Raw genomic sequence first — 25,657 nt, forward strand, 5'->3', positions numbered from 1 at the left:
GTGTGCATCGGGCTTACTTGATGGGCACGCCCAGCTCCACGAGGTCGGCTTTCACCTCCTCGTACATCTTCTGGTAGAACGCCTTGGGGGTGTTGGTGTCCAGGTCGAAGAGCTCGGGGTAGGTCATGCCCAGGTCCGGGGTGTCCAGGGTGTGCTCGTATTTTTCCAGGAGCTTGACCACGATGGGGCTGGCCTGGGCCCTGGTGAGCTGGCGGGCCGCGTCGGCCATTTCAGTGTGGAATCTGGCCTCAAGGGGTGTCATGCCGTCCATTTTGACGCCCGCAGCAGGGAAGGGGGTACCGGTGGTAACCCCGGAGGTGACCCCGGTGAGGATGTAGGCGGCTGACTGGTAGAAGTACTCCTTGGTGCCTGCCCCTGCGGCTGAGTAGCCGGAGTTGTAGGTGGGCAGGTGGATGTTGCGGGAGATGGCCTGTGAACCGAGGCCCAGACCCCAGAGGAGCGGGCGCGAGGTGGAGATGGCGCCTTTGAGGGTTACCGGGAAGTTGAGGAAGTACTGGGCGCCCAGCATGCAGGACATCATGGCGTAGGCGGTGACACCCACGGCAATGCCTTCGGGGCCGCCGCAGTAGCCGCCCAAAAGGGTGCTGGCCTCACCGGCGATGTTGCCGCCGATCTCCTGGAGGAAGCAGATCTTGTTCAGGGTGTCCATCTTCAGCTTGTACTCGGGGTAGAAGGCGCAGAGCCAGCCGTCGGATGTCCGGGTGCCGCAGTTGGGGTGGCTGGCCGCCAGGGTGCTGACCGGGCCGCCGGAGGCGGGGACCACGTTGAACACGGGGAAACCGGGGCGACCGGCATTTTCGGTGGCCTTGCGGGCCAGCTTCATGTTGTGGATGCAGGCCATGACCTCTGAGGGGTGAAAGGGGACGTTGGGGTCGCCCTGGCCGTCGGGGTCGTTCATCAGGGTGGGGATGGCCATGGAGTCTGCCCGGTCGATGCGGGCATACCCTTCCACCAGCTTGAGGAAGAGGTCGTCGTTGCTGGTGTAGATGCCGGAACCGATGTGGCACCAGGGTCGGGAGTTTTCATCGGGCTTGCGGCAGCGCCACTCCCTGCGGCTCTCCTTTTCACCGCCGATGCAGCGGGGGCGGGCCGATTCGCTGATGGCATAGAGGACCTCCTCTTTGGTGAACTTCACCACACGGCCCGTGTCCTGACAGTACATGCCGGCATGGACAAAGAACTCAAGGGCAGCCTCGAAGACGCGGTCGGCCAGGTCGTCATCGGACGAGACCGGGTCTTCGGAGTTGTATTTGATGTTGTACTTCTGGGCCATCTGCATCATGGCGGGGAAAACAACATTGATGTCGTAATCGTTTTCGTTCATTTCTTCGCCGTTGAGGCATCGTCGGTAGATGTCGATGATTTTCATGGGCCTGTCTCCTCCCAGAGAGAGTGTTGAGTCTATCCAGCCGGTGTCCGTACGGCCTGATGTTTACGGCAGTGGACCGCTTCCACTGTCGCATGGTCGTTGCTGGGTGTGTCCTGTCGAGGTGTCTCCCCTGTTGAATGCGATGGGAGACGGTGCTGACCGCCATTGTGTCGCGGAGTGTCCGGCGCCGCGAAGGCGAAGGGGCTGGCCGGAGGGTCCATGCCGGGCTCCTTCTCACGTGATGGCGTTGGGTTGCCGCCCCTCGGGGACGGTTTGTTTTTTATGAAGGATTTTATAAAATAATCCTCGTTTTCTTGTCAAGCAATTCGTTACTCAAAAGAGATATTTTTTTGTTTTTTAAATTTGGAATTCGAAGCATGCAACTCACCGTATATCAACGGTTTATGTATATGAGTAATAGCAATGTAAAAATTGCTGATCCGTTGATCTTTCTTTGCTTGTTGTGGGGATATTGGGGGCCCTCAAGGGCCCCCAATATCGTCAGCCGTCGGGGTGTCCTGCCCTCCGGTGTCGGGGTGGCCAACACCGGGGGCTCGATAGTGGGCATGGGTGCTGCCCGTTGCCGACGGGCTCCCTATGCTTCGCTGAGCTTGCCCTCCACAAAGGCGTTGACCGCCTTTTCCCGGTCTGCGTCCAGGAGGCTTTCCGGGGCCTCGGCAAGGAGTTTTTCCCAGCGTTCACGGGCCATGGTACTGAAATCCTTGGCGCCGGCGTCGGCCCAGTTCTGGTAGGCCTCCTGGGTGGAAACCGTGGGGCGCCAGGTGTTTCGAAAGTTTGTCACGGTGGTGGGCTCCATGAAGTAGGTGCCCCTCGGGCCCGCATGGACGATCTCCGAGACCGTGGTGTCCTTGTCCCACTCCCTGAGGCCCTCCAGGAGGCGGAGGACCCTGGAAAAGGCCTCCTCTCCGAGCATGATTTTTTCAAAGGAGGTGGCGTTCAGGGAGTCCAGGGATCCGAAGCAGCCGTGGATCCAGTGGGCACCGGCCATGACGGCGTGAATGAGGGTCTGCATGGTCTCCATGCCTGCCTGGGCGTCCACCACCTTGGCGTCGGTGATGCCTGCCATGATGCGCACGGGGATCTTGTAGCGCTCCACGGCCATCTGGATGCTGAGGCCGTTGATCATGTTGGCTTCCGGAGACCCGTTGGCGTAGAGTCCGGACTTCATGTCCGGTCGGCAGGACGCAGGGCCCATGATGTAGGGGGTGCCGGGGTTCACGAGCTGGAGCAGGACGTTGCCGGCCAGCATCTCGGCGTTTTGCATGACCGCCGCGCCCATGATGCTCATGGGGGCGGAGATGCCGCTCATGGCGCAGGTCAGGGTGCAGATGGCCTGCTTTTTCCTGGCGTGCTCGATCATGGTCTGCAGGGGAAAGGCGGCGTAGGTGAGGGGGCTTACCGGGTTGATGCTGGCAAACATGCAGGTGTGGGTGTCCAGGTAACCCTTTTCTCCCTTGGCGATTTCAAAGAGTTCAAAGTACTCCCGGACCTCTTCGGTGGTTCCCACAAAGCTGCGAAGGGGCTTGTCCGTGTGCCGGACCATTTCCCGGAAGACGTGCAGGTGGGGCTTTTTCTCGGGAATGTCCGCCGGTTCCACGGGCCACCCGCCCCCGATATCACAGATGTCGCTGGACTGAATGAGGGTGAAGAATTTGGTCAGGTCGTCCATGGTGCAGTCGCGGTAGCCGGTCTTGATGTCGTGGATGCGCACCGCACCGAAGCTGGGGTCGGTGTGGGGGCGGGTCTGGCCTTCACCCACCAGGAAGGATTTCTCTTCGTTGCGGCCGTGAAACATAAAGGAGCTGGGGGCCTGGTCGATGGTCTTTTCAAGGATGGCGCGGGGGATCTTGATGCGCCATCCGTCCACCTCGCATCCCCCGTCCTTCATGATCTGGCGGGCGGTTTCATCTTCAAAGTCCACGCCGCAGGTCTCAAGGACCTCCACGGTGGCTTCGTGGATCTGGTCGAGCATCTCATCGTCCGCAAGTCTGAATCTGTTGGATTTCAGCATTTAAAAACAACCTCCTCCTCAAGTGGTGCGCGGGGTGTTTCAGCCTTCTGGGGCGTTGTCGCCATTGCCGCGCTGATGAACGTCTTTTTTATAAAAGTTCGCAGTCGGATCCAGGCTGCGGGAACCACCGGCTTCGTTGGCGGTCTGTTCCTTACTCCTGCTGGCTCCGGTTCATCCGAAAGGGTCTTCCCGGTGGTGCGTATGGGGGGAGTTGAAAAGTTTCGAAGTTTTACTACAAACTCGAATCTGTCTCCCATGGTCGCCGTGGCTCGCTGGATGGGCTGCGCCGGCCCTGTGTTGCTCTGATCGGGGGTCGACGCTCGTTTTTTCCAGTGTTTACGTGCCTTCGGCCGGTTGCTGCCGCCGGGATGACCGAAGCCCTCTCTTTTCCTTTATGACGGGCTCGGCGTTCCCTTGGTGTTTGACTATTTTATATGAGCAACAACCATGCCAGAAATGGGTGTTCGAACATCTTGGCGACAATGGAAAAAGAGGAAAGGGCCAAGGGGGCTCAACGGCGGATAAAAGGGGCTTCGGGTGCAGGGTGGGACAAGGCGCATCCGCTTCGGGGGACGTATGAAAGGGGGAGGAGAAAAAAAGGGAGGGGGGAGATGGGCTCTCCCCCCTGTGGTCAGGATGGGTTGTGCGGCAGGAGGGCGGCCTTGCGGGCAAGGCCCCGGCCGCACATCATCTTCAGTGGGTTACTTTTTTCCGAGGGCCTTGAGGACCATGTCCAGGTTCTCTTTGCCGCCGATGAAATCGTAGTACTCGGGCCATACGTTTTCCATGGCCAGTTTTTTCCACTGGGCTTCGTCTTCGAGGGTGCTGACTTCAACACCGCCTTTGATCATGCCCTCTTTGGCATTGGCTGCTTCGAGGATCTGGTAGGCGATCCAGTACTGCTGGGTTTCCTGGGCCGCACGGGCGATAAGCTCTTTGGTTTTGGCGTCCCACTTCTTCCAGGTGCGCTCTCCCACGAGCATGGGCTGGAGGGAGTACTGGTAGTGCACCTCGGTCAGGTAGCTTTGAACTTCGTGGAACTTGGAGGTGTAGTTAACGATGTAAGGGTTGTCCTGGCCGTCAACAACGCCCTGCTGCAGGGCGGTGAAGGTTTCAGACCAGGCCATGGGAACAGGGTTGGCTCCCCAGGACTTGTAGGTGGCCATGAGGATTTTGTTCTGGGGAATTCGAATCTTCATCCCCTTGATGTCCGCGAGCTTCTTGACGGGCTGCTTGGAGTTGGTGATGAAACGGAAGTTGGAATATCCCCAGTGCAGGATGCGGAATCCGCCTTTTTTGGTACACAGTTCGTTCCAGTGGGTGGCAAGGCCGCCGGTGGTTGCCTTGATGGCATCGTAGTGGTTCTCGATGAGGTACGGCATGGTCAGGGTGCCGAGCTCTTTGACAAAGGGTACGGCGTTGCCGATACCCACATAGCAGAGGTCAAGGGTCCCGCGACGGACGTTCTGAAGCATTTCGGTTTCCGTGCCGAGCTGGCCCCCCGGAAAAAGCTGCACTTCAATTTCACCATTGGACTCAGACTCCACCGCCTGCTTAAAGAACCGGGCACCGTACCCCTGGTCCGAATCCGGGGCATCACCCATGCCGACCCGGATAACCTGTTTGGCGGATGCACCCTGTGCGGTCATGACCATGGCGAATACTGCGATGGCAGCGATACATAATTTCCTGAACATCACTTCCTCCTAACGTAGTTGTTGACTCATTGCCTTACCGGGGAACCGGCTGATTCCAGGCACCTCATTCACGCATCTTGCCTGGGTGCGTGCCGGGGAGTCCGGACTTCCGGAAAAAGGCCTCCTGTCCCTGGAATGCCAGGGACGTCTTCCCGTGCGGGCCAGCCCCGCACACAGGAAGGGTAGAAAAAGTTCAGAAAGCTGAACAGCCGGATTCGAAGATCGTTTTGTGGTGGCGTGCATCACGGGCAGTGTGGATGCAGCAAAACGATGGCGAATCGGGCTGGCGTGCCAACCGAACCTGACCATCAGCGCCTGCGTGCGTTGAATCTTCGTTGAGTGCGCCGCAAGCGAAAGGGCCGTTGCCGGAAGGTGAATGGCCCGGCGTCCTTCTGAATGGATAGCCTGATAATGAGCAATATCCGTACCAGGGGAACATTATTTGTCCATCGTACGGGTGTGTCGGGTGAGGTCGGGTTTGACAGTTCCCGGCCACGGTCATGGGAGGCGACGGTGAATATGAGGCAAAACAGGGTTTCGGGCGCAGCGTACCTCGTGGGCCGGGTGGTGAGGAGGGGCCATGGGCGCGCGGGTTTTCTAAATCTGCCCCCAGGCCGGGTTAAGGATCGGTAATCCTTGATGTAGCAATTCTTCTACTATTTCGAAACACCCCTATGTTCATTTTGAAACCCGGTGGCTTTCCGGGGGAGGAAATGCTGGGAACCCATGGCGGGGGAGGTGCCCGGTGTGTTTTGCGTGCCGTTTTTTGTCATGGGGTGAGCCGCATGGCAGTGACGGGTTTCGGGCTGGGAAGGAAACAAGAAACCCGGCCTCCTGGAAGGGGCCGGGTTTGCTCAGCGGGTCGCGCTTGGTGTGCATTGGAAGATGGGGGTGTGTGCACCGGGGGAACTTAAGGGCCATGCCAAGAATAAACTATACATGACGGGATCATCCCATAAGTCCTCAGCATGATTTTTTGATCGCTGCTTCGACACATACCGAATTTGAGGCGGAGTATCGTTATGTATTATTTTAGGGCATAGCCCTAATCCTCGACAAAGACCATGCGGTTCATGTACTCGCCGCTGAATCCCTTGTGTGCCGACAGCTCGATGTGACGGGTGTTTTTTCGGATGGCATCGGCTGTCTCAACGGCCCTGGCTTCGGTGACATAGCGAAGGGCGCCGAAGGAGGCCGCGTTGCCCAGCACCGATATTTTGTTGAGGAGCCCGTGGGGGATCATGCCGATGCGCGCGGCGCTCTCCGGGTGGATGGCCGACCCGAAGCCGCCGGCCAGGTAGAGGGTATCGATGTCTTCGCAGGTGATGCCCGCCTCCTGCATGAGAATCTCGATGCCGGCCCGGAGCGCGGCCTTGGCCAGCTGAACCTCCCGGATGTCTCTCTGGGTGAGGGCCACCTCCGGGGTGAGGTGAAGGCGGATTTCGTTTTTCTCTCCGTCAATGCTATCGGCCAGGGGGCCTGTTGCCTGAAGTCGTCCCGTGGGGTCCATGGCGCCTTCCTCCAGGAGCAGGGCGATGGTGTCGATGACACCGGAGCCACAGATCCCTGTGGCTTTGCGGTCGTCAATGACGGTGACCCCGACGCCCTGGTCGGTTTTGAACGCCGAGTCGATGGCGCCGGGCTGGCCCGGCATGCCGCAGCTTAAGTTGGCACCTTCAAAACAGGGCCCGGCCGCAGCGGAGCAGGCATAGCAGATGCCGTTGGCGTAAAGGACCGTTTCTGCGTTGGTACCGATGTCGGCCAGCAGGAAGGTCTTTTCCTTGCCAATGGCCCCGGTGGCCAGAAGGGAGGCGACGATGTCGGCCCCGATATAGGCGGAAACCCCCGGAAGGAGGAAGGCACGGCCGTCGGAGAGGATGCCCAGGTCCCGGGCGGGCATGTGCATCCCGTTTAAGGTGGCGGGGATAAAGGGGGCCTTGCTGATGAACTCCGGGGAGATGCCGCAGAGCAGGTGCATCATGGTGGTGTTGCCTGCCAGGGCGATGAGGCTGACGTCCCTGACGCCTGCCCCGGAAAGGAGTCCTGCCAAAAGGGTGTTGAGCTGGTCTGTAACGGCGGTGGTGAGGGGCTCGGTGCCGTGTTCCATGCTGTACTGGATGCGGGTCATCACATCGGCGCCGAAGGGGGCCTGGGCATTGTGGGATCCGCTGACACCCACGGTGCTTCCGGTGTTCAGGTCCACGAGCATGGCCGCAACCGTGGTGGTTCCGATATCCACGATGAGGCCCAGGTGACTCTCTTCGTCGCTGACGCCCACCAGGGTCTCGCCGTGGAGGACGGCCTGTCCGGCGAACCCGTGGCGGCGGAGAAAATCAGGGAGTGTGCACAGCTGGGCCAGGGGCAGGGCGTGGGCCTTGGCGCCTGCGGCGGCCATGAGGCGGTCCAGGTCCGGGGACTGATCCAGGATGGCCGGGGCCTCTGCCTGGAACGGGCGCTTGGTCAGGACGGGCACATGGTCGTAGCTTTCCGTTCGAAAGCGGGTCAGGACCTTGAGGTTCTGTCGGTCCGCAACGGTGATGTGCATGCCCTCTTCGGGCCAGGTGTAGCAGGCAAGGCGGATACCGGCCTCCAGCTCCATGGGCGTTAAGAGGCTTCGCTCTTCGTCCGTGGGGTCGGTGTGGCAGATGATCTTGCACTTTCCGCATTTGCCGATGCCGCAAGGGGCCACGATGAGCCGGGCTTCCCGCAGGGCTGCGACAAGGGGTTTGTCTTCGGGGACCTCAAGGGCGGTCTCTTTTTTATCGTGGGTGACGGTGATGGTAACGGTCATGGTCGTATTCCTGGGGACACAAGGTCCTTGGGCGGGATTCTCGGTCGGAAACGGCCACGGTGGAGAGGGTGTGGGGCTTGGGATGGAGAATGCCCTTGCGTTGTGCGGGTGGTGCGGGGCTTCGGGCTTTTCCGGTGCGCCACCCGTCGGTCGGTTTAAGCGAAACAATCGCGGTCGCCGCAGGAGGCGCATGGCCTCCCGCGGCGTGGTCAGGTTACTTCATAGCTGCCTTGATTTCAGCGGTCAAGGTCTCGCTGGTGGGAATCAGGGAGATGTGCTTGATTTCGCCGTGAACGAGCATGGCCGGTGCGTTGGCCAAACCGATCTTGCTCATGAACGCCACGTTTTCAGGATACATGATGGAGCGCTCCACCACCTTGACCTTGTCACCGAAGGGGGCGGCGGCGGCGTTGGCGGATGCCACCATGTACCCGCAGGCGGCGCAGGTCTGGGAATCGATGGTGACCACCTCGATGAGGACGTGGTCCAGGCTGTCGTAGTCGGGCAGCTCGACTTCCGGGAGTTCGTCTTTTTTGATGTAGGTGGAAAGGGCCTTGCGCACCGCCTCTTTGTTGTGGACAGCCATGCCCACGCCCACGATGTTCTCCGGGGGAACGCCAAAGGGCATGTCGCAGCCCGGGGCGAGGATGAAGTCTTTGGTGCCCAGGGCGTCCATGAGGTCGATGGCGGCCTGCTGGTTGTCCTGCTGGGTGCCGAAGAGCATGGTGATTGTGAGCTGAAGGTTGCCGGAGATGAGGATGCCGTGTTCGTCGGTGACCTTCTTGGCCTCCACGATGTCCACGTTCTCATCGATGGCAACCGCGTCCGGGCAGGTCTTGCACATGGCCGGGATGTTTTTGGTGGCATCGCCGCAGACAAAGAAGCTGGAGGGAACCTGGCGTTCGCGGACCTTGGCAAAGAAGGCGGAAAAGGGCTCGGTCAGGTACTGCTCAAAGGAGGCCGGAGAGATCTGGGAGACCAGGGGGTCTACGGCGCCGATGACATCGCATCCCGCGTCCATGAGAAAGCCCGCGTATTCGCTGACCACCTCTTCACAGTAGTTGATGAGCTCTTTGACCTTTTCGGGCTGGTCGTACATGTCCATGAAGATGTTGGTGCCCCGAAGGTGGGAGGCCAGGGTGAAGGGGCCGCAGACCAGGCCGTAGAGGGCGATGTTGGGCTTGGCTTCCTTGAGGCGCCTGGTGGCCTCCATAATGATGGGGATGCGGCCGTCTTCTTTGGTCAGGCGCTGTGTGGGGACGGTAAAATCGTTTGCAAGGGGATGGCTGCAGACCGTGGGAGGGGTGTTGGGGTACCACTTGAGGTCGCATCCGAGGATCTCGGCTTCCACCTGCAGGTCAAACATCACGGGCAGTCCGTCCGGTGCGTATTGCGCTTCAGCTTCCAGAAGGCATTCGACCAGTTTGTCGACATCTTTGAAAATTTCATCGGCAGCATACCCTTTGAGGTTTGCGATCTGGGCCCCTGTGTAAGGGACCCAGGGTGTGCGGGGAACCTCTTCGTGGTTGAGTGCTTTTAAGATGAGAGATTTGCCGTCCATACTACACCTCCTGAAATCTAAACGTGTTGGCTTTTTTTGGTCACATCCGATGCCGATGGGCGGGTGGTTGAAAATGTTCCCTCGGCTCGTTTGACTAAGTTTATGGAGCTTTTTATGTGGGTCGTCAAGTTCTTTTATGAAAAAAATTCAACAAAATGTTAAAACGTTTTTTATAAAATATTTTACGCAAATCTTTAAGGGGTTGTGCGGCATCTTGATGTCGCGGGGTGTGGCTGTTTTACTGAACATCTCCTTTTTGTTGTCGGTTTTGTCCTGCTTATTATCTGCTCCTGTTTGGCTGTTTGAGTACATGTGCCGCCGGCCCCTCGGTGAGGGCCTGCCCCGCAACCGACTGTCGGTGGAAGGGTAGGGGCGTTTCGAAATATTCGAACTATTTCGATGCCGGCGTGCCATGCCGCTGCCGCTGTGCATTGACAGAATGGCTCCGTGGGGGCGCAGGGTGTGTCCCCGCCGGAATCGGCAATGGGCCCTGGACGGCTTTGCTATCCGTGGGTTTGTCCCAGGGGCCCCTTCACATGTCCGGGCCGTTTTGCGTTTCCCGTGGAATTGGGCCGGCAATGTTTTGTCTATGGGATATTCAAAAAATGTGCCGGAAATGTCCGCAAGGGCGTATCGGCCCACAGGGAAGGGTTGAGGAAAGCATCTCTCCTTGATGCCTGCTCTATAATGTGGGAATTTGTTGCATAGCTTTCTATAATATAGAAAGCCTCTTCTCTTATACCATTAAATATATGTGGTGGGTGGGCCATGTGGTATGATGTTCCTCTAGCGCTGTTGCTCCTGTGGGCAATGGGACGTGGCCCGGACCGGAAATGGAACGTGGATCGCTGTTTCGTGTTCGGACAACCGCCGTACGGGTGAGGGAACGTTTAGCATGTCGGTAGCATCTATTTGGATCTATTGCGGATATTTCGTTCGGATTTTAAAGCTGATCAAAATGTTTTAACGAAAGTTTAAAGAAATTTTTAAAAAGATTTTATAAAATCATTGACAATGTTCATCTGGCCTGGCTAATTTACTTCATACCGACGGGAAATTTCTGACATCCAATATACAAAGCGATCTACTTACGGAGATTTTTTGCAATGGAGTACATTAAAAAAGCAGAACTCAGCTTTGAAGAAGTAAGCGACCAGAAGCGCGTCATCGTTGAAGGGATCCTCAAGGACATTGAGGCCCGCGGCGAAGAAGCGGTTCGCGAACTGGCCAAAAAATTCGACAACTGGGAAGGTGACTTCATCCTTTCCGAGGAGAAGAAGCAGGCCCTCATCGCCCAGGTCCCCCAGCGTGTTAAGGACGACCTCCAGTTTGCCTACGACCAGGTGTTCGGTTTTGCCAAGGCTCAGCGTGAGAGCATCGTTGAATTCGAGAAAGAGACCCTCGAAGGCGTTCGCCTCGGCCAGAAGGTCATCCCCATGGAAGTCGCCGGTTGCTACGTTCCCGGCGGTCGTTTCGCCCACGCCTGTTCCGCCATCATGAGTGTTGCCACTGCCAAGGCTGCCGGCGTAAAAACCGTTGTTGCCTGCTCCCCCCCCCGTGGTGAGAGCATCGCCCCTGCCGTGGTTTACGCCATGGAACTTGCCGGCGCCGATATCATCATCGAGATGGGTGGTGTTCAGGCCATCGCCACCATGGCCTTCGGTCTCTTCTCCGGCAAACCCGCCAACATCCTCGTAGGCCCCGGCAACGCCTTTGTTGCTGAAGCCAAAGCCATCCTGGCCGGTACCGGCCGCTGCGCCATCGACGTTTTCGCCGGCCCCACCGAGTCTTCTGTGATCGCCGACAAGACCGCCGATCCCATGACCGTTGCCATCGACCTGGTATCCCAGGCAGAGCACGGCCTCGACTCCCCCGTATGGCTCCACACCGACTGCCGCGAGCTGGCCGAAAAGGTCAACGAGCTGATGCCCAAAGTCATCGCCGACATGCCCGACCCCGATACCCCCGCCACCTCCTGGAGGGATTTCGGTGAGATCGTTCTGTGCGAAGACCGTGAAGAGGTTGCCAAGGTCAGCGATCAGTACGCTTCCGAGCACGTACAGGTTATGGCCGAAGACCTCGACTGGTGGACCCAGCGTCTTACCAACTACGGTTCACTCTTCCTCGGCGAAGGGTCCACCGTACCCCAGGGCGACAAGTGCTCCGGCACCAACCACATCCTTCCCACCAAGAAGGCCGGTTACATGTCCGGTGGCCTGAACGTACACAAGTTCCTGAAGATCATGACCTACCAGGAGATCAAGCCCGAGGCCAACAAGGTTGTCAGCGGTGCTGCTTCCCGTCTCTCCCGAGTGGAAGGTATGGAAGGCCACGCCCGTGCTTGCGACTGGCGTCTGCGCAAGTTCTTCCCCAACGAAGAGTGGGATTTTGAAGTGTACAACCAGACCAAGTACTAAGGTCTGTTCGGCTTTGCGCCGATGGTAGACGATATGGGGCGGGGAGCGTCGGCTCGCTTCCCGCCCCTGATTTTGAGATATTCAGGAGGTCGCATGGGAAACGCATCCGTCAAACGGTTTACCAAGGAATTTACTCAGCAGGAACCCATCAGTGAAGAGTCCATCGAACGTGCCGTGGAGATCATGCGCACGGGCAAACTTCACCGTTACAATGTCAGCGCCGGTGAGAAGGGCGAAGCCGCTCTTCTTGAAGAGGAGTTTGCAGCCTATATGGGTGCAAAGTACTGCCTCTCCTGCGCCTCCTGCGGCATGGCCATGTACCTCGCATTGAAGAGCGTTGGGGTCGAGCCCGGAGACAAGATCCTCTGCAACGCTTACACCCTGGCTCCGGTTCCCGGTGCCATCCACAACGCCGGTGCCGAAATCGTCCTGGTGGAGATCACCGACGATTACACCATCGACCTTGTGGATCTGGAGAAAAAAGCGGCTGATCCCGATGTGAAATGGTTCCTCATTTCTCACATGCGCGGTCACCTCACCGACATGGATCGCCTGATGGAGATCTGTGAAAAGCACGGACTGGTTCTCATCGAGGACTGCGCTCACACCATGGGAGCGTACTGGGACGGCAAGAAGTCCGGCTCCTTCGGCAAAGTGGGCTGCTTCAGCACCCAGACCTACAAGCACATGAACTCCGGGGAAGGCGGTCTGCTGACCACCGATGATCCCGATGTCATTGCCCGCGCCATCATCCATTCCGGTTCCTACATGCTTTACGAGAAGCACACCTCGCGTCCCGGCATGGAGGTGTTCGAAAAGGTCAAAAAGCTCACCCCCAACTATTCAAGCCGCATGGACAACCTCCGGGCTTCCCTGCTTCGCTTCCAGCTGCGCGATCTGGACAACCAGTGCAAGCGCTGGAACGAGAGGTACCAGGTCCTTGAAGAGGGATTCAATTCAATCCCCGGGGTGACCTGTCCCAAGCGTCCTGAAAAAGAGACCTACGTGGGAAGCTCCATTCAGTTCTCCCTTGTGGGCCAGAACGAGACCACCATCCGCAACTTCCTGGCAGCCGCCCTGAAGCGCGGTGTGGAGTTGAAATGGTTCGGTGATTCAGAACCCGTTGGATTTACCAGCGCCTACGGGAGCTGGAAATACTTCGGCAATCTTCCGGAACTCAAAGAGACCAACCGCGTTCTCGCCGTTATGTGCGACATGCGGGTACCCCTGACCTTTGATCTGGACGACTGTCGGCTGATTGTAGAGATTCTTCGGGATGTTGCCGAAGAGACCCTCTCTTAGATCAGCAGTGTGGGACAGGAAGGGCTCCCCCCTTCGCCCCTCCTGTCCTAAATTTGCTTTTGAATAAAGAAGGGTGGATGCGTGATCCTTGCTCGGTTGAATGTCTGAGGATCCGGTGATTGAGTTTTTTGCATGCTGATGCGGAGATGTGGGGCCCTTCAAGGGCCACACGGCGCCCCCTGGATTTTAGGGGGAAATGAGCCGCCTCAGCTTCATATAAGGGTACCGTCCACACGTTTCTGCCGCCCGGCCCCGAAGTCAGTGGCCAGACCGACAGAGACCATGGCGATTGCGCAAGCGCCATATGAGATGGCACCCGTCATGCGGCAGCATCATGGTTGATGATGTCTCGATCCCTCAGCAAGGGGCGGGGGCAGCATGTAAATTGAAAGCGGCCTCCCCGAAAGGGGCGGGTCGTGCAGGCGAAGTTGGAATGGGTTGTTTCCCGTCTCCGTTTTTAAGGGCACTGCGTGATTCACCACAGCATGCACAGCCCACGGCGTAAAAAACGGTAACAAAACGCTTGCCAGCTGAGACTCAGCATGTCACGTTTTGCGTGCGGGGGTGGCCCGCATGCGAAGATGTCCCCTGGCAACAGGGGACCCGTCTCCTTCATTGGGGTCCAGGGACCGGATTACTCTGTATATGTCAAATGTATACATTTGATATGTGTAAGTTGAGCTCCGGCCTCCAGGGAAGGGTGGCGGAACCTTTGACACAACGAAGTTAGGAGGAAGTGATGTTCAGGAAATTATGTATCACCGCCATCGCAGTTCTCGCCATGGTGATGACCGTTCAGGGTGCATCCGCCAAGCAGATTTTCCGAGTGGGTATGGGCGATGCCATCGAATCGGACCAGGGAGCCATGGCCAAGCAGTTCAAATGGCTTGTCGAGTCCCTTTCCGAAGGTGAAATCGAAGTTCAGCTGTTCCCCAACGGCGCACTTGGAACCGAGACCGAGATGCTCCAGAACTCTCGTCGCGGTACCCTTGATATGGCCTTCATCGGTGTCGGTAACGCCGTACCTTTCGTAAAGCAGCTCGGTACCCTCACCATGCCCTACCTTATTGAAAGCCACTACGACGCTATCCAGGCAACCACCGGCGGTCTCGGTGCTCACTGGAACGAGCTGGCCATCAAAAAGGGCGGTTTCCGTATTCTGGGTTGGACCTACTCCAACTTCCGCTTCATCACCAACTCCAAGCGTCCCGTCAAGAAGCTTGCAGACGTGAAGGGCCTCAAGATCAGGATCCCCCAGAACAAAATCATCATGGCAACCCTCAAGTCCTGGGACGCGAACCCCGTGCCCATGGCTTGGTCTGAGACCTTCACCGGCCTCCAGCAGGGTGTAGTCGACGGTCAGGAAAACCCCTACATCGTAAACTACACCACCAAGTTCCATGAAGTTCAGGATTACCTGACCGAAGTACACTACCAGTACTCCCTGCAGCCCCTCATCGTGGGCGAGCGTTCCTGGAAGAAGTACGACGAGAAAACCCGCAACATCCTCACCCGTGCCGGTATCGAAGCGCAGCAGTACTGCATCGCTTTCCAGATTCTCGAAGCTGAGCATGCCAAGCAGGGCATGATCAAGGGTGGTGTTGAAGTCAGCACTCTCGAAGACGAAGCCGAGTGGAAAAAACTGGCCATCGAAAAAGTATGGCCTGAGTACTACGACTTCATCGGTGGCAAAGAGAACGTCGACCTGGTTCTCAAGGCTCTCGGTAAGCAGTAGTAACTGATTAGAAAAGGCGGCAAAAGGGACTCTACGATCCCTTTTGCCGCCCGGAGCTCAACCGGGTGAGGAGATGAGGCCCCATGTTTGCAAAGCGCTTGCTTAAATTTTTAGATAATATTGAAAGCTATGTATGCCAGATTTTACTTAGCTTCTTTGTTGTCATTCTTTTTCTTCAGATCGCTCTTCGAGTCTGCTTCAACTACGTTATTCCCTGGAGTGAAGAGATTTCCCGATTTGCGTTTGTCTGGTTCGTCTTTTTCGGCGCAGCCTATGCAGCTCGACTGGCAGCTCACAACCGCGTGATGATTCAGTTCAAGCTGCTTCCCAAGGTGGCGCAGGATGTTGCGATGATCGTGACAGACCTGATCTGGGTCTGTTTCAACGTGGTGATGATCAAAAAGAGTATCGAGGTCATTCGAGATCTGACCGAGTTTCCCTTTCATTCTCCCGCCCTTGAATGGTCCATGGCCTATGTCTACTGGATTTTTCCCATCAGCTTTGCCCTGATGACCATTCGAATCATTCAGGTGGACATCATGAAGTACATTCTCAAAATCGAAATCAAGGATGTTGATTCCGTGGATCTTGAGGAAACCCAAAAAATGCTCTCTGAAGCAGAAAAGTCTTAGGAGGAAAAGGACATGTCGGCTGCAGGTATTCTGTTCATTTCTTTCGCTGCTCTGCTTTTTATGGGCGCGCCTATCATGGTGTCACTCGGTGTGGCAGCCATGGCGGCTTTCTTTACGGTAGGTCAGGACCTTTCTACCCTCGTACAGGTTGCATTTTCTTCGGTCAACCAGTTCCCCATCATGGCCCTTCCGGCCTTTGTGCTCTCCGGAGCGCTGATGGAGAGTGCGGGCATCTCACGTCGACTCGTGAAGGTGGCCGAGTCCATGGTCGGGTCCCTTGACAGCGGCCTTGCCATCTCCACCACCCTGGCCTGTATCTTTTTCGGTGCGATTTCCGGCTCCGGCCCTGCCACGACAGCGGCTGTGGGCATGCTCATGATTCCGGCCATGATCAAGCGCGGGTACGATCCCGGCTACGCATCGGCTGCCACCGCCGCATCCGGCGGTGTGGGCATCATCATTCCCCCCAGTATCCCCATGGTTATCTATGGCGTTACTGCCCAGGAATCCATTACCGAGATGTTCATGGCGGGCGTTGTGCCCGGCCTTCTCATCTCCGTGGGCCTGATCATCGTTCATGTGTTCCGTTGCCGCGGCAAAGGGTACGGCCAGGGCATGCCCAGCCTCTCTTTAAGGCACGTTGGCAAAACCGTGAAGGAAGGTTTCTGGTCCATCCTGGCGCCCGTGGTTATTCTCGGCGGTATTTACTCCGGTATGTTTACCCCCACCGAGTCAGCCATTGTGGCCATCTTCTACACGCTTTTCGTGGGCATCTTCATCTACAAGGAGCTCACCATCAAAGGACTCATGGAGTCCCTTGAAACCACCAGCTGGCTTACCGGTCGAGTGCTTGTGATCATGTTCACCGCTTACGCCTTCGGTCGCCTCCTGGTTCAGTACCGCATTCCCGACATGATTGCCGAGCTGCTGCTCTCCGTGACCTCCGACGTCCATGTTATCTGGCTGTTGGTCGTTCTCTTCCTCCTCTTCATGGGGATGTTCATGGAGACCCTGGCCATCATCATGCTGGTAACCCCCGTTCTTCTGCCCATCATGACCGGCCTCGGCGTGGACCCCATCCACTTCGGTATCGTTCTGGTCTGCTGCTGCGGCGTTGGTTTCTCCACACCGCCTCTGGGAGAGAACATGTTCATCGCCTCCGGTATCGGAGGGGTGACGCTGGAAGAGATCTCGGTGAAGGCTCTTCCCTTCTGCGCAATTACCATCGGTGTGATTCTCATCATGGCCTACTGCCCCTCCATCGTGATGTGGCTGCCCCGGGCCATGGGATTCTAATCCACCGGGCCTTTTCTGTGACAACACGCGCCGACTCGGTCGGCGCCTATATATAACGTGCAACCAAAACGTGTTTACGCAGACTTATGCGGACGCACGTGAAACATGGAGTAAACCATGAGCAAAAAAGCAATTCATACGGACAATGCGCCCGCCGCAGTCGGTCCTTATTCCCAGGCAGTGGTTGCCGGTGGACTTCTCTTTACTTCCGGCCAGCTTCCCATCGACCCTGCCACCGGCAAAATGCCCGAAGGCTCCATCGAAGCGCGCGCCCATGCTTCTTTCAAGAACCTGGCCGCCATCGCTGAAGAAGCCGGCACCACCCTTGCCAAGACCGTGAAGACCACCGTGTACCTGGCAAACATCGCTGATTTCCAGGCGGTAAACGCCGTCTACGCCGAGTACTTCCCCGAGCCCTTCCCCGCTCGCAGCGCCTTCCAGGTTGCTGCGCTGCCCCTGGGCGCCGATATCGAAGTCGAAGCGATCATCGCACTGTAAAACGAAAAAAGAGTTTCGGGCGACGATGGTGTTCATCTCGCCCGACTGACGGACCTTGCAGATAGATCCGGTAAATATTCATTACTTATTAGTAAGGACTAAACGAAAATGAATTTCACTAAATTTCCCCGTCGTGGTTACCTCCAGGGTCAGACTCCCATTGAGCCCATGAAAAACCTCAGCAAAGCCCTCGGCGGCAAAGTGAACCTTTTCGTCAAGCGTGACGACCTGCTCCCCGGTGCTTCCGGCGGCAACAAGACCCGTAAGCTTGACTTCTGCATTGCCGACGCTCTGGAAAAGGGTGCTGACACCATCATTACCTGTGGTGCCATCCAGTCCAACCACTGCCGTCTGACTGCTTCCTGGGCTGCCAAAGAAGGCCTCGAGTGCCACCTCGTCCTCGAAGAACGCGTAAAAGGCACTTACAAAGAAGACGGCAGCGGCAACAACTTCCTCTTCGAACTGCTCGGCGTTAAAACCAAGCGTGTTGTTGAGGGTGGTTCCGACATGATGGCTGAAATGGAAAAAACCGCAGCCGAGCTCAAAGCTGCCGGTAAAAAACCCTACATCGTCCCCGGCGGTGCTTCCAACGCCATCGGCGCCCTGGGTTATGCCGCATGTGCCGAAGAGATGATGGACCAGCTCAACACCATGGGCCTCAAGATCGACCACGTGGTTGTTCCCTCCGGTTCCGCTGGTACCCACGCCGGTATGGTTGTCGGTATGACCGGCACCAACGCCAACATCCCCGTTTCCGGTATCGACGTATCCAAGCCTGCAGCCGATCAGGAGCCTAATGTGTACAAGCTGGCCCAGGAAACTGCTGAGCTGCTGGGCATCAAAGGCGGCGTTGAGCGTGACGCTGTTAAGTGCTACGGCGAGTACGTTGGCCCCGGCTACTCCGTACCCTCCGATGCCATGGTAGAAGCAGTGAAGCTCTTCGCTGCCGAGGAAGCTATCCTCCTCGACCCCGTCTACACCGGTAAAGTTGCCGCAGGTCTCATTGACCTCGTACGCAAAGGCGCCTTCCCCGAAGGTTCCAACGTGCTGTTCCTGCACACCGGCGGTTCCCCCGCCCTCTACGCATACCTCGACACTTTCCGTGCGTAGCGTGTTAGGATGACCACTGCTCCTTAGAGGATCAGTGTGCAGCCTGTGCTTTTCCTGCCGGGGCGGCTTTGGGCCGTCCCGGCATTTCGTTTATGGGGCTTTGGTTTGTATGGGACACCATACGACGTGATGCCGGATGGCTGGCAATCGGCCGATCCGGTCTTTGGGAGACAAGATGGAAAAAACGTGTCAGCAGCCCGGAGCGGAGAAAATTCCGGGAATCCTGGGAGGCATGGGGCCTGAAGCGACGGTTGACCTGATGCAGCGCATCATCGCCCTGACCCCTGCTTTGGATGATGTCGATCACCTTCGATGCATCGTGGACAACAACCCCAAGGTGCCTTCACGCATGAAGGCCATCATCGACGGGGACGGGGAAGATCCCGGGCCCTGCATGGCCGACATGGGCAAGCGCCTCGAGGCCTGGGGAGCCGATTTTCTCGTGATTCCCTGCAACACGGCCCATCACTATTATTACAATGTGGCCGATGCGGTCTCCATTCCCGTGGTCCATCTGGTGGACCTTGTGGTGGAGACAGTGGTGACCAGCAACCCGGGTATCAAAAAGGCGGGGGTCCTTGCCTCCACGGCCGTTCTGATCACGAAACTCTATGAGACCCGGTTTGCCGCACGTGGCGTGGATGTGGTTTACCCCGACGCACCGGTTCAGGATCAGCTCCTGGGGGTGATCCGTCGTGTCAAGGCCGGCGAGACCGGGGACAAAGTCCGGCAGGACTTTTCGGACATTTGTGCCCACCTGGCGTCCAAGGGCGCTGAAGTCGGTATCCTCGGGTGCACCGAACTTGGCATCATCGGCGGGGGCGAGCTGCCCATCCGCAGCGTGGATGCAGCCGATGTTCTTGCCCGGGAGATTGTGGCGGTTGCCCGTGAAGGGAAGATGCCCCATACCGAGCTATCCGCGCCTTGACAAAGAGGGCTGTACGAAATAAACAAGGGTGTGTTAAAAAGGAGAGTTTGACGCAATCTATCTTGCCCTTGCGACCCTTTCACACACCCTTGTCGTTTGCCGCGTTTCCAGCGGCGGGGCAAACTGCTCCCTGAGGAGTAACCTGTTTTCCCGGGCCGCCTGTTTCGGGCAGCGCCCCCTTTTATTTGTTTTACTTACGTCGCGTACTTTAAGATTCCGACTGGCAGGAGAAAAGACTTTGGACAACAATGTATCTTCGATGAAGTCCCTTGTGGCTTATGAAAAGATTCGTGATATGATTCTTACGGGTGTGAAGTTGCCCGGCACCCGGCTCGTGCTGTCGGACCTTGAAACGGAGTTGGGCATCGGCAGAGGGCCCATCCGGGAAGCGTTGATGCGCCTTGACCGATCTGGCCTGGTGAAGAACATTCCCTATAAGGGCGCCGTGGTGGCCAGCCCGCCTTCGCGCAAGGAGATTGCCATTATCTTCGATATGCGCGTGGATCTTGAATCCCAGCTCGCCGTGGAGGCGATGCACAACATCTCCCCCGAAAAGATCGCCGAACTCGAAGAGCTTCACAGCCGCATGGCCAGCGTGGACGCCGATTTTTACACCCTGGACCGCCAGTTTCACAAGACCATCTACGAGGCGTCCAATCTTCCCCACCTCTGCTCCATCGTTTATAAGCTCATCGAATCCGTGGAGACCTTTCTCAACCTCTACCGTCAGGAGATCACCGACTGCCACAAGTTCTCCTTCGAACACGGTCAGATCCTTGCGGCCATCAAGGCCAAGGATGAGGAGCAGGTCCGCTCCGTACTCCAGAGCAACATCCGAAGCGGCCTTGAGGTGGTGGAACGCTCTTTTTCCCGTCTCATTCGAAAGCCCGTTTAATCTGCCATCACGGACGCCCCTGACGCGTGTTCGGGGCTCGTGGGCGGCAGCCGCTTCTGAATCGCTGCGCTTGAGAGAAGGCGGCATAGCGCAGAGCGTTTGAGTGTTTTTGTCTTCGCTGTGTCTGCCGAACCGCTTTTTTCTGACGGTGCCAGATTTTCCTTTGTACAGATGTGCTGAACGGGTTGCCCTGGGGCGGCCCTGACTGAGGGCGGCCATGAACAAACGCATCCTCTCCATTGCCATCGTTTTGATTCTTGTTGCCGTTGTCTGGTCTCTTCGCAGGCCGGGCACGCATCGGTCCATCCGCAACGCCCCTCCCGTTAATCACACCATCGTGGCATTCGGCGACAGCCTCACCTCCGGGACCGGCGCCGGGCAAGGCGGTTCCTATCCTGACCAGCTCTCGGCGCGTATCGGGCGGGAGGTCATCAACCTCGGTGTCCCCGGGGAGACGACCCAAAGCGCCATGGCGCGGCTTGATGATGTGGTGGGATACGATCCCGGCATCGTGCTCATCACCCTTGGGGGCAATGACCTGAAAAACGGGGTGGACAGGAATCAGGCCTTTCAAAACCTGGCGTCCATCATCGGGGTGCTTCAAGAGAGTGGGGCCATGGTGATCCTGGGAGGCATCGACATCCCTTTTTGGGGGCGCGACTTTGGCGCGGGGTACCGGGAGACAGCCGACGCCATGGGCGCGGTGCTGGTGCCCGACATCTTCGAGGGTATTCTGGGCAAGCCCGGCCTCATGAGCGACAGAATCCACCCCAACGACAAAGGGTACGGCATCATGGCAGACCATTTTTTCAAGGCCCTCAAACCCTATCTCGCTCCCTGAGTTTTTATCCCTTGTGCGCTGCGCCTTTCAAATCCACCATCCCCTTAGCCCTTAGCCCTTAGCCCTTAGCCTTTTTCCCCCACCTCCCTTTGATCCTTCCCCCTTTTGCCTTTGTTATCTGCTCCTCGATGGGGACGGTGCGGTCGTGTCGTTTGGCGATGTCGTAGCCTTCCTGGGTCAGGTACGAGGCATACCCCATGGTGTCGTGGTCGGTAATACCCAGGGTGGACAGCTGTTTCAAGGCCACGGCTATGGCCGCTTTGCCCAGGCCCAGGGCTTCTGCCAGGTCCCGGTTTTCGACGATTCCCGGGGGGCCGTCCCGGTCCCAGGCAAGGGCCAGGTGCCCCAGGACCTCCCATTGCACCACGCGGCCTTCATCCTCAAGCATGGCAGTGAGGCTGCGGACCTTGGCTTCCAGCTCTTCGTATGTGGGTTTGTTTTCCATGGTCTCAGTGTATCACAGGAGGCAGGGGCGTTCTTGGCAGTTTTTCAGGTTAGGATGGCAGCCTCCGGTGGCCAAACTGTTGAAAAGTTAGACAAACAGGTTTTGTTTTCTGAGGGTGCGTCCCTTGCAGGGCATAGCCCCTTTTCTTTTATTAAGGCGCTTATTGGAACGTTTTTGCGGAGCTTTTTTCAAAAAGCGACCCGCCGGAGGCAACTGATTTTTTAAATGCATTGACCCTGATAAGCTTTGCCCTCAGGTGACCGGGCAGGGTACCCCATGGTATACTGGTCGTATGATGCGCCCGGAATCGGGCAAAGGAAGGCTTGCAATGAACATCAGATGGAAACGTGCATGGGCCCTTGTGCTGGCCCTGCTTATATGGAGTGCCCCGGCATGGGCGGCACAGGTGGAGCGCAGGGGAGACCGTGTGTGGATCGTGGACCGCCTGGGAGACCGGTGGGAGGTGACCCACGCCGAGACCCTGGGCTTTGAGCCGGACAAGTTCCAATACGGCATTGGAAAGGATGCCATCGTTCCCCTGGATGAGAGGGCTTTCTCCTCGGCACCGGCTGATGTCCGGGACCGGGAGAGGGTCATCGGCTTTGGTTCGGATGAGGATGCCCGGGCTGTTTCGGTAAGGATCCTGTCGCTCCATGAGATCCTGAATACCCAATTGAAAGATGCCTGGGTTGCGGCGGCATACTGACCCCTCGTGGACCTGTCGGCTGTGTACAGCCGAGAACTGGACGGGGAGCCCCTGACCCTTGCCCCTTCGGGGTGGACCTATGGGGACACCTTTGTCCTTTATGACAAGGAGAGCCGAAGCCTGTGGTACCCCGATGGAAAGGGGCTCCTGGCCATCGACGGGCCCCATGCCGGTAAGCGGCTCCCGGAGATCGGCCATGAGGACACCTCATGGTACCTGTGGGAAAAGGCACACCCAAAGACCCGGATCGCCGATTGAGTCGGATGGCGTCTTCGGGCAGTACAAAAAACAAAAACCCGTCCCCTTTGAAAGGGGACGGGTTTTTTTGTTGCAGGGGCCTTTAAGGGCTACTTCCTGTAATGGTTGTCGAAGTAGTCCCGGGTTTCGCTGATGATGACGGGGGTCAGGGCAAGAAGGGCGATGAGGTTGGGGAAGGCCATGAGCCCGTTGAAGATGTCGGCCAGGGTCCATACCAGGTCGAGCTTCAGGGTGGCCCCGATACCCACAAAGATCACGAAGATCACGCGGTAGGGCATGATGGCTTTTTCGCCGAGAAGGTATTCAATGGATTTCTCGCCGTAATAGCACCAGCCGAGGATGGTGGAGTAGGCAAAGAGGATGAGGCCGATGGTAACAATGAGGCCCCCGCCGGGCAGGGCGCCCTGAAAAGCGAAGGTGGTGAGCTCGGCCCCGTTTTTGCCGCTGGACCAGGTGCCGGTGATGATCAGGACCAGGCCGGTCATGGAGCAGACGATGATGGTGTCGATGAAGGTCTGGGTCATGGAGACCAGGGCCTGGGTAACGGAATGCTTGGTCTGGGCTGCGGCGGCCGCGATGGGCGCGCTGCCGAGGCCGGATTCGTTGGAGAAGACCCCGCGGGCAACGCCCATGCGGATGGCCAGCATGACGCCCGCGCCAAGGAACCCGCCGGTGGCGGCCGTGGGGTTGAAGGCCTGGGTGATGATCAGGGTCAGGGCCGAGGGGATGGCCTTGGCGTTGAGAACGAGGATGATAAGGGAGCCGACAATGTAGAAGACGATCATGATGGGAACCAGCACGCTGGTGACCTTGCCGATGCTCTTGATACCGCCGATGACCACAAGGCCCACGAAGATCATGAGGATAACGCCGGTGACGCCTACGGGGATGTTAAAGGTGGCGTGCACCGCATCGGCCACCGAGTTGGACTGGACCATGTTGCCGATGCCGAAGGCGGCAATGGAGGCGAACAGGGCAAAAAGAACCCCCATCCAATTCCATCCGAGGCCGTTGGAGATGTAGTACATGGGGCCGCCGCACATGTTGCCGTTTTCGTCTTTTTCCCTGTATTTCACGGCGAGAACGGCCTCGGCGTATTTGGTGGCCATGCCCACCAGGCCGGTAACCCACATCCAGAACATGGCGCCGGGGCCGCCCACGGCGATGGCCGTGGCCACACCCGCGATGTTACCGGTGCCCACAGTGGCGGAGAGTGCCGTCATCAGGGCCTGGAAGTGGGAGATGTCACCGTCGCCTTCATCTCCTTCTTCCCTGCGTTTGACAAGGGCCAGGTAGAGGGAGTGAAGCAGGGTGGTGAACTGAATTCCCCGAAGGGAGATGGTCAGCCACAGCCCTGTGCCCACGAGCAGGACAAGCAGGGGGACGCCCCAGATAATGCTATCAATTTTGTTCAGTAACCCGATAAAGTTCTCCATAAAATTCCTCCAGTGGTGGTGTGAGATTGCCTATATGCACCGGGCGGTGCCTCCCGTCCGGGATATATGGTGCCTTAGCCATGGCGGCTTCACAGCCCGCAGGGAGAAAAAGAAGTTATCAGAAGGCAGGGGGCCGGAGTGTTAACTTCTCGCATGGAATAGAGAAATGAAATATGTGAGGTGGGCGGGCGGAGAGCCTGTCGTCTCCATATGAGAAAGAACTGTGTTGCGATGATGTTCTTAAGGGAAACGGAAGTTAGTAGAGCATGATTTGAAAAAATAATCAATATCCGCTTTTAAATATGGGTAAATTTGCCATTGGGGCAGGGGCGCGGACTGGAGATGGCTTGTCTTTGTGAGCAAGTCGGGTGCGCTGAAGTGAATGACGATATGTTCGCCTTGGCACAGCCCGGTATGTGGCAGGGGCGGGCCCCCCTGTGGGGAGGCCCGGCCCTGCGGTTTGCTTGGGGGGGGGACGTCGGTTGGTTACTTCAGGAGATCATCGGCCGGGGTGTACGCCAGGCCGAAGGCGTCGGAGACCCCTTTGTACGTGATCTTGCCATTGGCCATGTTGAGCCCGAGTTTGATGCCGTCGTTGTCCCTGCACGCCTGTTTCCAGCCTTTGTTCGCGATCTCCACCGCGTAGGGCAGGGTGGCGTTGGTCAGGGCGATGGTGCTGGTGATGGGGACAGCGCCCGGCATGTTGGCCACGCAGTAGTGGATGATGCCGTCCACCTCGTAGATGGGGTCCCCGTGGGTGGTGGGCTTGGAGGTTTCGAAGCATCCTCCCTGGTCGATGGCCACGTCCACGATGACGGCTCCGGGTTTCATGGTGCCGAGCATTTCGCGGGTGATGAGCTTGGGCGCCTTGGCCCCGGGAATGAGTACGGCCCCCACCACCACGTCCGCCTCGCGGATCAGTTCACGCACCGTTGCCGGAGAGCTCATCATGGGGAAGCAGTTTTTGGGCATCACCTCGCCCAGGTGGCGGAGGCGGTCCAGGTTCATGTCCAGAAGGTAGACCTTGGCCCCGAGTCCGCAGGCCATCTGGGCCGCGTTGGTGCCCACGATTCCCCCGCCGATGACCACCACCGTGGCCGGGGGCACGCCCGTAACCCCGCCCAGGAGGATCCCCCGCCCCCCATGGACCCGTTCCAGGTACTTTGCTGCCTCCTGCACGGACATGCGCCCGGCCACCTCGCTCATGGGGGTGAGAAGGGGAAGGCCCCCTGAGGTGTCTTCAATGGTTTCGTACGCGATGGCCACGGAGTCGGTTTTCAGAAAGTCCCGTGTGAGCTCTTCGTCCGCGGCAAAGTGCATGTAGGTGAAGACGATCTGATCTTTTTTTACCATGGCGTATTCGGATGGCTGGGGCTCCTTGACGTGCATGACCATGTCGGACCGGTCGAACACCTCGGCCGGGGTGGCGACGATCTCTGCCCCGGCTTCCACGTACATGGCGTCGGAGAAGCCGCTGCCCACGCCGGCGTTTTGCTCCACGAGCAGGGTGTGCCCGTTGGCGGTCATCACTTCAACCCCGGAGGGGGTCATGGCGACACGATTTTCCTCTGACTTTATCTCTTTGAGGATACCTACGATCATTGAAACCTCCATGGGACCGGCCACGGCCGGCCTGTTGTTCGGCGGGGATGAGCCCCGCCGGGGATTGTGAACGTCGGGTGAGGAC

The 25,657-nt window shown here is 57.9% G+C and carries 21 protein-coding genes; 13 read left to right on the top strand and 8 right to left on the bottom strand.

Features of this window, described 5'->3' with window-relative positions:
* Window positions 1-13: 13 nt before the first annotated feature.
* Window positions 14-1,390 carry a monomethylamine:corrinoid methyltransferase gene (locus MSL71_RS18675; RefSeq protein ID WP_180143311.1) on the bottom strand — a complete coding sequence of 459 codons (1,377 nt, stop codon included), beginning with the start codon at window positions 1,388-1,390 and terminating at the stop codon, window positions 14-16.
* Window positions 1,391-1,985: 595 nt separating this feature from the next.
* Entirely contained in the window at window positions 1,986-3,383 is a 1,398-nt protein-coding gene (locus tag MSL71_RS18680) for a trimethylamine methyltransferase family protein (RefSeq protein WP_180143313.1), read from the bottom strand.
* Here MSL71_RS18680 and MSL71_RS18685 point away from each other — a divergent pair.
* Window positions 3,366-3,728, top strand: a complete 363-nt coding sequence (locus MSL71_RS18685) for a hypothetical protein (RefSeq protein WP_180143315.1) — start codon at window positions 3,366-3,368, stop codon at window positions 3,726-3,728. The genes MSL71_RS18680 and MSL71_RS18685 overlap by 18 nt on opposite strands.
* A 395-nt stretch (window positions 3,729-4,123) precedes the next feature.
* Here MSL71_RS18685 and MSL71_RS18690 read toward each other — a convergent pair whose 3' ends face one another.
* From MSL71_RS18690 to MSL71_RS18700, 3 genes are all read right to left on the bottom strand, one after another.
* Window positions 4,124-5,119, bottom strand: a complete 996-nt coding sequence (locus MSL71_RS18690; RefSeq protein ID WP_180143317.1) for a TRAP transporter substrate-binding protein — start codon at window positions 5,117-5,119, stop codon at window positions 4,124-4,126.
* A 1,045-nt stretch (window positions 5,120-6,164) separates the two neighbouring features.
* Window positions 6,165-7,910: an ASKHA domain-containing protein gene (locus tag MSL71_RS18695; RefSeq protein WP_180143319.1), complete on the bottom strand. Its 1,746-nt coding sequence runs from the start codon at window positions 7,908-7,910 to the stop codon at window positions 6,165-6,167.
* Window positions 7,911-8,124: 214 nt separating this feature from the next.
* Entirely contained in the window at window positions 8,125-9,471 is a 1,347-nt protein-coding gene (locus tag MSL71_RS18700) for a uroporphyrinogen decarboxylase family protein (protein WP_180143321.1), read from the bottom strand.
* 1,106 nt (window positions 9,472-10,577) lie between these two features.
* Between MSL71_RS18700 and hisD the strand changes: the two genes are divergently transcribed.
* The 10 genes from hisD (at window position 10,578) to MSL71_RS18750 (ending at window position 21,125) form a co-directional block, all read left to right on the top strand.
* Window positions 10,578-11,888 (top strand): histidinol dehydrogenase, encoded by a 1,311-nt coding sequence (gene hisD / locus MSL71_RS18705; RefSeq protein ID WP_180143323.1) that lies wholly within the window; start codon window positions 10,578-10,580, stop codon window positions 11,886-11,888.
* 93 nt (window positions 11,889-11,981) lie between these two features.
* Window positions 11,982-13,190 carry a DegT/DnrJ/EryC1/StrS family aminotransferase gene (locus tag MSL71_RS18710; protein ID WP_180143325.1) on the top strand — a complete coding sequence of 403 codons (1,209 nt, stop codon included), beginning with the start codon at window positions 11,982-11,984 and terminating at the stop codon, window positions 13,188-13,190.
* A gap of 739 nt (window positions 13,191-13,929) precedes the next feature.
* Window positions 13,930-14,925, top strand: a complete 996-nt coding sequence (locus tag MSL71_RS18715) for a TRAP transporter substrate-binding protein (RefSeq protein WP_180143327.1) — start codon at window positions 13,930-13,932, stop codon at window positions 14,923-14,925.
* Window positions 14,926-15,008: 83 nt separating this feature from the next.
* Window positions 15,009-15,557 carry a TRAP transporter small permease gene (locus MSL71_RS18720; protein ID WP_180143328.1) on the top strand — a complete coding sequence of 183 codons (549 nt, stop codon included), beginning with the start codon at window positions 15,009-15,011 and terminating at the stop codon, window positions 15,555-15,557.
* A gap of 12 nt (window positions 15,558-15,569) precedes the next feature.
* Window positions 15,570-16,853, top strand: a complete 1,284-nt coding sequence (locus MSL71_RS18725; protein ID WP_180143330.1) for a TRAP transporter large permease — start codon at window positions 15,570-15,572, stop codon at window positions 16,851-16,853.
* A 117-nt stretch (window positions 16,854-16,970) separates the two neighbouring features.
* On the top strand, window positions 16,971-17,351 hold the full coding sequence (locus MSL71_RS18730; RefSeq protein ID WP_180143332.1) for a RidA family protein: 381 nt from the start codon (window positions 16,971-16,973) through the stop codon (window positions 17,349-17,351).
* Between the two features lie 108 nt (window positions 17,352-17,459).
* Window positions 17,460-18,461: a D-cysteate sulfo-lyase gene (gene cuyA / locus MSL71_RS18735; protein WP_180143334.1), complete on the top strand. Its 1,002-nt coding sequence runs from the start codon at window positions 17,460-17,462 to the stop codon at window positions 18,459-18,461.
* A gap of 175 nt (window positions 18,462-18,636) precedes the next feature.
* Complete coding sequence (gene cuyB / locus MSL71_RS18740) at window positions 18,637-19,389, top strand: cysteate racemase (RefSeq protein ID WP_180143337.1); 753 nt, start codon at window positions 18,637-18,639, stop codon at window positions 19,387-19,389.
* A 259-nt stretch (window positions 19,390-19,648) separates the two neighbouring features.
* The gene (locus MSL71_RS18745) at window positions 19,649-20,284 is read left to right on the top strand and encodes a GntR family transcriptional regulator (protein WP_281374535.1); all 636 of its coding nucleotides are present in this window, start codon (window positions 19,649-19,651) and stop codon (window positions 20,282-20,284) included.
* Window positions 20,285-20,501: 217 nt separating this feature from the next.
* The gene (locus MSL71_RS18750) at window positions 20,502-21,125 is read left to right on the top strand and encodes an arylesterase (RefSeq protein WP_180143341.1); all 624 of its coding nucleotides are present in this window, start codon (window positions 20,502-20,504) and stop codon (window positions 21,123-21,125) included.
* 58 nt (window positions 21,126-21,183) lie between these two features.
* Here the strand turns inward: MSL71_RS18750 and MSL71_RS18755 are convergent, their stop codons facing one another.
* Window positions 21,184-21,570 (bottom strand): hypothetical protein, encoded by a 387-nt coding sequence (locus MSL71_RS18755; protein ID WP_180143343.1) that lies wholly within the window; start codon window positions 21,568-21,570, stop codon window positions 21,184-21,186.
* Between the two features lie 328 nt (window positions 21,571-21,898).
* Here MSL71_RS18755 and MSL71_RS26970 point away from each other — a divergent pair, with 328 nt between their 5' ends.
* Together MSL71_RS26970 and MSL71_RS26975 are read left to right on the top strand one after the other, a co-directional pair.
* Complete coding sequence (locus MSL71_RS26970) at window positions 21,899-22,276, top strand: DUF3179 domain-containing (seleno)protein (protein WP_180143345.1); 378 nt, start codon at window positions 21,899-21,901, stop codon at window positions 22,274-22,276.
* A gap of 6 nt (window positions 22,277-22,282) precedes the next feature.
* Window positions 22,283-22,534, top strand: coding sequence for a DUF3179 domain-containing (seleno)protein (locus MSL71_RS26975; RefSeq protein WP_425484441.1), 252 nt, complete (start codon window positions 22,283-22,285; stop codon window positions 22,532-22,534).
* An 89-nt stretch (window positions 22,535-22,623) separates the two neighbouring features.
* Here MSL71_RS26975 and MSL71_RS18770 read toward each other — a convergent pair whose 3' ends face one another.
* Window positions 22,624-23,970, bottom strand: a complete 1,347-nt coding sequence (locus MSL71_RS18770) for an alanine/glycine:cation symporter family protein (RefSeq protein WP_180143349.1) — start codon at window positions 23,968-23,970, stop codon at window positions 22,624-22,626.
* Between the two features lie 486 nt (window positions 23,971-24,456).
* Entirely contained in the window at window positions 24,457-25,572 is a 1,116-nt protein-coding gene (gene ald, locus MSL71_RS18775) for an alanine dehydrogenase (RefSeq protein ID WP_180143351.1), read from the bottom strand.
* Window positions 25,573-25,657: the final 85 nt, after the last annotated feature.

This window comes from Desulfoluna butyratoxydans (genome assembly GCF_900699765.1).
In the GTDB taxonomy this organism is placed as follows: Bacteria; Desulfobacterota; Desulfobacteria; order Desulfobacterales; family Desulfolunaceae; genus Desulfoluna; species Desulfoluna butyratoxydans.

What these genes read in the sequence shown, in the direction of transcription:
- MSL71_RS18675 (WP_180143311.1), bottom strand. Translation starts at nt 1,390, where the DNA reads ATGAAAATCATCGACATCTACCGACGATGCCTCAACGGCGAAGAAATG.
- MSL71_RS18680 (WP_180143313.1), bottom strand. Translation starts at nt 3,383, where the DNA reads ATGCTCGACCAGATCCACGAAGCCACCGTGGAGGTCCTTGAGACCTGC.
- MSL71_RS18690 (WP_180143317.1), bottom strand. Translation starts at nt 5,119, where the DNA reads ATGTTCAGGAAATTATGTATCGCTGCCATCGCAGTATTCGCCATGGTC.
- MSL71_RS18695 (WP_180143319.1), bottom strand. Translation starts at nt 7,910, where the DNA reads ATGACCGTTACCATCACCGTCACCCACGATAAAAAAGAGACCGCCCTT.
- MSL71_RS18700 (WP_180143321.1), bottom strand. Translation starts at nt 9,471, where the DNA reads ATGGACGGCAAATCTCTCATCTTAAAAGCACTCAACCACGAAGAGGTT.
- hisD (WP_180143323.1), top strand. Translation starts at nt 10,578, where the DNA reads ATGGAGTACATTAAAAAAGCAGAACTCAGCTTTGAAGAAGTAAGCGAC.
- MSL71_RS18710 (WP_180143325.1), top strand. Translation starts at nt 11,982, where the DNA reads ATGGGAAACGCATCCGTCAAACGGTTTACCAAGGAATTTACTCAGCAG.
- MSL71_RS18715 (WP_180143327.1), top strand. Translation starts at nt 13,930, where the DNA reads ATGTTCAGGAAATTATGTATCACCGCCATCGCAGTTCTCGCCATGGTG.
- MSL71_RS18720 (WP_180143328.1), top strand. Translation starts at nt 15,009, where the DNA reads ATGTTTGCAAAGCGCTTGCTTAAATTTTTAGATAATATTGAAAGCTAT.
- MSL71_RS18725 (WP_180143330.1), top strand. Translation starts at nt 15,570, where the DNA reads ATGTCGGCTGCAGGTATTCTGTTCATTTCTTTCGCTGCTCTGCTTTTT.
- MSL71_RS18730 (WP_180143332.1), top strand. Translation starts at nt 16,971, where the DNA reads ATGAGCAAAAAAGCAATTCATACGGACAATGCGCCCGCCGCAGTCGGT.
- cuyA (WP_180143334.1), top strand. Translation starts at nt 17,460, where the DNA reads ATGAATTTCACTAAATTTCCCCGTCGTGGTTACCTCCAGGGTCAGACT.
- cuyB (WP_180143337.1), top strand. Translation starts at nt 18,637, where the DNA reads ATGGAAAAAACGTGTCAGCAGCCCGGAGCGGAGAAAATTCCGGGAATC.
- MSL71_RS18745 (WP_281374535.1), top strand. Translation starts at nt 19,649, where the DNA reads ATGAAGTCCCTTGTGGCTTATGAAAAGATTCGTGATATGATTCTTACG.
- MSL71_RS18750 (WP_180143341.1), top strand. Translation starts at nt 20,502, where the DNA reads ATGAACAAACGCATCCTCTCCATTGCCATCGTTTTGATTCTTGTTGCC.
- MSL71_RS18755 (WP_180143343.1), bottom strand. Translation starts at nt 21,570, where the DNA reads ATGGAAAACAAACCCACATACGAAGAGCTGGAAGCCAAGGTCCGCAGC.
- MSL71_RS26970 (WP_180143345.1), top strand. Translation starts at nt 21,899, where the DNA reads ATGAACATCAGATGGAAACGTGCATGGGCCCTTGTGCTGGCCCTGCTT.
- MSL71_RS18770 (WP_180143349.1), bottom strand. Translation starts at nt 23,970, where the DNA reads ATGGAGAACTTTATCGGGTTACTGAACAAAATTGATAGCATTATCTGG.
- ald (WP_180143351.1), bottom strand. Translation starts at nt 25,572, where the DNA reads ATGATCGTAGGTATCCTCAAAGAGATAAAGTCAGAGGAAAATCGTGTC.